We start from the raw sequence: 6,550 nt of genomic DNA on the forward strand, positions 1-6,550 counted from the left end.
CGGCTTTCCAGCACGGCGCGGTCCTGGTCTTCCATGCTCTGACGGCGGTCTTCAGGCCAGAAGTGGCTGTCGTCCTTGCCGACGATGCTGTGCTGTTCGACGCCGAGGAAGCTGTTGACGGCGGCATTGCCCATCACGTAATTGCCCTCGTTGTCCTTGATCCACAGCGGCGATGGGGAGTGTTCGGCAAAGCCGGAGAGGAAGCCCTGGGCGCGCGACAGGTCCTGGCGCAGCGCGGTCTGTGTTTCGGCAGCACGCAACAGATCGGCTAAAGCATGGCGTTGCGCAGCGGTATGGCCTTTCGGCAGGAACGAGAAAAGCTCCTGGCCGTCGCGCAAAGCCGGCGGCGGCACTGGCACGCCACAGATGAAGGACGCCAGGCGTGCCAGATCGGCCAGCGCGTCCTCAGGCGCCGTTTGCAGTTGTTCTTTGGAGGCAATCTTATTCATGGTTTCTGCATTACGGCGTGGGGCCAGCTGCGATCAGTCAAACAGTTTAATCTTTAACTGGATCGAGAAGGCGCCATGCAGACGGTCCTTGTAGTTAGGTACGATAGCAAAGTTCGCGCCGACGCGCTTGTACTCGATGCTGGCAACAGGAATGGCTGCCAGGAACCAGCCGCCGTTGCGCATATTCGGGTAGCCGTTGAAGCCGCCGACGACTGCGCCCAGGCGGAATGGTCCCAGCGACCAGGGCTGATAGTACACACCGGCGTAATCGGACAGGGCGCGGTCGCTGTTATGGAAGCGTCCCACGGTGGCCGATGCGACGGTGTTGAAGCGGTACTCGGCGCCCCAGCCCGGGTTGGTGTTATCGAATCCACGATCTTCCTGGAAATGCCAGGAATAGAACCCTGCGTTGAGCCACAGCTCGTTCAATGGCTTGTTTTCGATGGTTTCGAACGGATTGGCCTGAGCGGCGCCCGCCATGGCCAGCCCCAGCAGGCTGCCGAGGAGCTTCTTGTACATTCAATATTTCCTTATCGCTTAAACAATCTTGATGGATGAATTATAGCCGTGCCTACCCTGCACTGCTGTGAAAATGCGTGAGAATTTGTTAGCTCCGCGCGCTGGCCAGGATGCGTTCGGCAGTGTCGAAATCCAGGGCGTCCATGGCGGCGGAAAATGCGTGTGCTTGAGCACCCAATTGCCTGTCCCAGTAACCGCGCGACGTCTCGTATAGCACTGCGGCACTGATGTTGCGCTCTCTCAGCAGGGGCAGGAGCTGCCCGGCTGGTGGCGCTTCGTCGTGCGCCTCGTTGTTCGCGTCCTTCGCCAGCCAGGCGTTGACTGCCGCGTACAGCGCGGTCCCTTCGCGCTCGAATTCTGCATGCAGGCTCGCGGTCGCCTGCTTTGCCTTGACTGCGCCTTCCAGCTCAGCGGCAGCTTGCGCGAAGCTGCGCGCGCCGAGCGAGCCCCAGGCGCCTTTTAGCGTGTGCAATGCTGTTGTCGCTTGCGCAGGTGCGGCCTGCAGCGCGCTGCTGACGGCTGCCACTTCGGTCGGCAGCTTGCGGATACTCGCTGTGATGGTCGAGATGAAGCTGCGGCGCTGCTCATCGGTTGTGAAATTCGTCTGCATGAAAGCGTCCAGATCGAGTTCTGCGGAAACGGCTTCCGCGGCGGACGACGCGACCGCGGCGGCCGGGGATTCATGGGCGCGTGAGGCATGCGATGCTTCAGGCAGCGCCGCCGCCGCTGGCGCGAGTCGGGAAGGCGCTGTCACTGGCGCAGTTGCGTCGCTGGAGCTGGCGGTCGCGGCGAATTCAGCGCGGCTTCCGGATGCGGGGTCGGTCGAGCCGGCGGGGCCGGTGGATTCAGCGCGGCTTTCGGACGCGGGCCGGGTCGAGCCGGCGTGGCGCGCGGAATGGGCCGGTGCGACCGGCGCGCCGGAGATGGCACCAGTGGACTGTGCCGACGCGGCGTGGCCTGCGAAGGTGGCGCCGGTGGTGCCGGTGGACACGGTGGGCGTGACGGGGCTTACGGTGGTGTCGCCGGTGGATACGGCGGGCGGGGCGGAGCTTGCGGGCGCTGCGCCAGTCGATTCAGCGGACGCGGCAGGGCTTGGAGCAGCGGCGCGAGTCGAGCCGTTGGACGCGGCAGGGCTTGCGGCAGCGGCGCCAGTGGATTCGGCGGGCGCTGCGGGGCTGGCCGAGGTGGCTGCGGCGGGGGCTGGCGCGGGCGTGCGTGCGGGCGGGGTGGCAATGAAGCGGCTGAGGGGCCAGGAGATCGCCACTGCGATCACGGCGAGCGCCGCGGCGAAGAGGGCGATACGCTCGCGGGCCTTGGTCAAGGGCGCGAAGACGGTATCGCCCGGCACCTGCAAACCCACAATCCATGGCGCCTGCTTAAGCCGCGCAAACGCGTGGACCGTGCCCGCCGACTCGTTCAAGCGCCATCCTTCGAATCCCTGCAAACCAAGCGCCGCATCCTGATCCAGTTCAGAAATCTCGTGCACGTGATGCGTGATCTTCGCGCGTAGCGGATAGCTGACCAGGTAGCCATCGGCTGTGGTCACGTAAGCAATCCGTCCGCCGCCTTCCGCCAGCGCGGCGATGGGCGGCTCGGCCAGTGCCAGGCTGGCCACCAGCACATACTCCACCTGGCCTTGCGGATCGAGCAGCGGATGCGCGAGGACGACCACCGGCGTCCCGGTCAGCGCGCTGGTAAAGGGTTGCGACAACAATCCGCGCTTCTGCAAAACAGCCTCGATGAAATAAGGCCGCGTACCCGCAGCAAACAGGCGCGACACCGGCGGACGCGCGCTGAAAACGAGATCGCCCGATTTCGCAAACAAGGCCACATTGAGAAAGGCTCCAGCCAGGGAACTCTGTTCCGCCAAGGCCTTCTTCATCGATTCCGTGTTACGCGCGCCCGGCGCCGGCAAGGCCTCAGCCAGCACGGCGAGCGACATGCTGCGCGCCGCCAGCAGTCCGTCATAGCGCTCCGCCGAGAGTCTGGCGCGCAGATACTCCTGCCGGCCCAGCGCATCGGCCATATTACGCTCCAGGATTTGCTCAGCGAAGTATGCCAGCGCCGCAATCATCGCCAGCAGCACCGTGGCAACGACGGCGGCAGAAACGAGGCGATGCGGAACTTTGCGCATGGCCGTCTACCAGGTGCTGAGACGATGTGTATTGCGGCCGTCCTTCTTGGCCATATACAGCGCCTGATCTGCCAGCGACAGAATCGCCGCCGTGTCGTGCGACGCATCCGGCACACCGGCCGCAATGCCGACGCTGATCGTCACCTGCGGCGAAGTAGGGGAGTCCGGATGCAGCAGTTCCAGCGCAGCGATCCGCTCACGAACCCAATGGCCATAACGGTCCGCATCCGGCGCGCCACAGGCGGGCATGAGCACCACGAACTCCTCGCCGCCATAGCGCGCCACCGTCTCGCCGGGACGCCGTGCCGTTGATTCGAGCGCACGCGCCACTGCTTGGAGACACTCGTCACCGCGCTGGTGACCCAGCGAATCGTTATAGCGCTTGAAGTGATCAACATCCATCAGCGCCACCGCCATCGACAAACGCTGGCGGCGATGCCGCGCTACTTCCGCAGCCAGTTGGTGGTCCAGATAACGCCGGTTGAAGATGCCGGTCAGTCCATCCTTGTTGACCATCGCCTCCAGCTGCTGCGTTTGCGCGCGCAAGGCGAGCTGGGTGCGGATGCGGGCACGCACGATGGGGGGATTGAGCGGTTTGGCGATGAAGTCCACCGCGCCGATTTCAAGCCCCATGACTTCGGACGCGACGTCACTACCTGCCGTGACGAACAGCACGGGAATATTGGCCGTGTCCATGTCTGACTTGAGGCGGCGGCAGATTTCAAAACCGTCGATGTCGGGCAGGCTCACGTCCAGCAGAATCAGGTCGGGCCGCAGCTTGCGCGCCAGCGCAAGTCCTTCTTCGCCGCGCGTGGCGAAATTGATGCCTGCCTGGTCCGACAACAGCATCGACAAAAAGCGGATCACTTCGGGACTGTCGTCTACGATCAGGATATGTTGTTTTGGTTCGCTGCTCACATCTCACCTGTCACTGGTTATTCATGCTCGTCTGCCGCGCAAGCCATGCGCGGGCGAGGGATTCGGTTTGTGTCATCTCTTGCCAGACCTGGGTCAGCTCCGGCTCAGGCACCCGTGGCGGATCGGCCAGCAAGGGTAGTTCGGCGGCTTGCGTGGCCTGCACCACGCGTCTCGCGCCAAGCGTACCAAAGGTGCCGCGCAAATTGTGCAGCCCGCGCGYTGCCTTCGTGTATTCGCCAGCCGCCACATCGTCACGGACCTGGCGTGCAGTATCGCCGGCGTGCTGCAAGGCGCGCGTCACCATGTCCACCAGCGCAGATTGGCTGCCCAGACCGCGTGTCGCGAGGTCTTCCAGATGGCGCACATTGAAGACCACATCGGGGTCTGCTTCCGGTGCGCGTGCTGGTGGCGGCGGTGTTACCGTACTGGCGCGTCGCACGTGACGGACGATGGCTGAAAACAGCGTCGCACGGTCCACAGGCTTGGCGACGAAATCGTCCATGCCAGCCGCCTGGCAAGCAGCACGTTCATCGAGGGTCACACCGGCGCTCATGGCGATGATGGGCAGCTTGAGGCCCAGGTCCTGACGAATGTGTCGGGTGGCAGTGAAGCCGTCCATCACCGGCATCTGGACATCCATCAGCACCAGGTCAAAGCGGGAGGCGTCGCGGCGCAGGGCGGTCAGTGCTTCCTCGCCCGTATTCGCCAGCTCCACCCGCGCGCCAGCGCTTTCCAGCAGGCTCTTGGCCACCACCTGGTTGAGCGGATTGTCTTCCGCGAGCAGGAGCAGCAAGCCGGCGAGCGTGGCATCGGTGGCCGGTGCTTGTGCCGGTTCGGCTGGTGCGTTGCCATGAGCGTCGCTGGCATTCACTTCGCAGCCGGCCAGGAAGTGCCAGATCGCGACGCGTGTGAGCGGCTGGTGCAGCTCTGCCTCGGCCTGTGTGCCGCGCCCCACCGTGGCGAACATGGCGCCGGCCGGCACCAGCTTTGCGGCGCCCAATGCGAGGCTGACGTCGCAGAGAATCAGCCCATATTTGCGGGAGAYGGACAAGGCTAGCGCCAGCTCGTCGGCGGTGGTGACAAAGTCGCACGGGCTATTCCAGCGCTTGGCCATTTCGGTCATTGCAGCCCGTGCCGCCTGCCGCGGATCGGCGTACAGGATGCGTACCCCGCGCATGGTATGCGGCAGCTGGTATTTATCGGGCAGCATGCCGGCATTCAGCGGCATGCTGAAACTGAAGGTGGTACCGGCGCCGGGACGGCTCTGCACTTCAATCACGCCATCCATCATGGCGGCAAAGCGCTTCGAGATGGCCAATCCGAGACCCGTACCGCCGAACTTGCGCGCCATCGAAGCGTCGCCCTGGCTGAATGGCGTGAACAGTCGCTCCATCTGGCCCGGTTCGATGCCGATGCCGGTATCGGCCACGTCAAAGCGCACATGGCCGGGCCGTACAGGATCGAGCCGCACATGTACGCATACGCTGCCTTGTTCGGTAAATTTCATCGCATTGCTGACAAGATTGAGCAGCACCTGCTGCACGCGCTGGGCATCGCCGTGCAGGCAGGCCGGCACTTCGGCATCGACGCGGATCGCCATGTCCAGATGCTTGTCGCCGCCGCTGATGGTCATGAAAGAACCGATGGCATCGATCACATCGTCCAGCAGATAATCCTCGTTTTCCAGGTCGAGACGGTTGGCCTCGATTTTTGAAAAGTCCAGCACGTCGTTGAGCAGCGCCAGCAGGGATTTGCCCGCGCCGCTGATCATGTCCAGATATTGACGCTGGTCGGCGCTGAGCGGCGTGCGCGCCAGCACCTGGGCCAGTCCCAGCACTGCGTTCATAGGCGTTCGCAGCTCGTGGCTGATATTGGCGACAAAGGCGCTCTTGGCCGCGCTGGCGGCTTCCGCTTGCGTCTTGGCGTCATTCAGTTCCTTTTCCGCCGCTTTCTCATCGGTCACGTCGCGCACGATCTTGGCAAAGCCGATGCACTGGCCTTTGTCGTCGCGGATCGGGAAGGTCTGCGCCAGGCCAAGGAAAGTGCTGCCGTCGCGGCGGCGGCGAAGGCCCATGTTTTCATACTGGCCACGCTGCAAAGCCAGTTCCAGGCCGACCGCCTCGCGCTCGGTGGAATCCACATGCAGACGAACCACGTGCTGGCCGACGATTTCGTGCTCGTCGTAGCCGAAAATCTTGTGCGCACCTTCATTCCAGGTCGAGATGGTGCCGTCCGGCCCAAGCAGGATGATGGCGTGGTTCTTGATTGCCGACGTCAGCAACTGGAAGCGGGTTTCGGACAGGTGCAGAATCGCCTGCTGCTCGCGGATGCGCACAGCCGAGGCGTCGGTTTCCATTTGCGCCAACTGCCGTTCGCGCACCAGATTGCGGCTGACGCCAAAGAACAGCAGGCTGATGGTAGTGCCGAGCATCAGCAGCAGGAAAGGCTTATCCTGGTCAATAGTCGCGTCGAACACTGCGGTTGGCGTCACGCGCAGAATCCACTGCTGGCCGTTATTGCCGACCAAAAG

At 63.7% G+C, this 6,550-nt stretch carries 5 protein-coding genes; all 5 read right to left on the bottom strand.

All coding sequences use genetic code 11. The features are described 5' to 3' along the window. Positions 1 to 449: PAS domain-containing protein (locus tag AB4Z11_RS19180; protein WP_442026940.1), on the bottom strand; the 449-nt coding region annotated here is incomplete at its 3' end. A 33-nt stretch (positions 450 to 482) separates the two neighbouring features. After that, complete coding sequence (locus AB4Z11_RS19185; RefSeq protein ID WP_442026942.1) at positions 483 to 968, bottom strand: hypothetical protein; 486 nt, start codon at positions 966 to 968, stop codon at positions 483 to 485. Between the two features lie 88 nt (positions 969 to 1,056). Next, positions 1,057 to 3,102: a cache domain-containing protein gene (locus AB4Z11_RS19190; protein ID WP_442026943.1), complete on the bottom strand. Its 2,046-nt coding sequence runs from the start codon at positions 3,100 to 3,102 to the stop codon at positions 1,057 to 1,059. Positions 3,103 to 3,108: 6 nt separating this feature from the next. Beyond that, positions 3,109 to 4,020 carry a diguanylate cyclase domain-containing protein gene (locus AB4Z11_RS19195; protein ID WP_442026945.1) on the bottom strand — a complete coding sequence of 304 codons (912 nt, stop codon included), beginning with the start codon at positions 4,018 to 4,020 and terminating at the stop codon, positions 3,109 to 3,111. 10 nt (positions 4,021 to 4,030) lie between these two features. Then, positions 4,031 to 6,550, bottom strand: a 2,520-nt coding sequence (locus AB4Z11_RS19200) for an ATP-binding protein (protein ID WP_442026946.1), incomplete at its 5' end; no start/stop codon positions are given.

The sequence above is a fragment of the Pseudoduganella sp. RAF53_2 genome (assembly GCF_052113985.1).
In the GTDB taxonomy this organism is placed as follows: domain Bacteria; phylum Pseudomonadota; class Gammaproteobacteria; order Burkholderiales; family Burkholderiaceae_D; genus Rugamonas.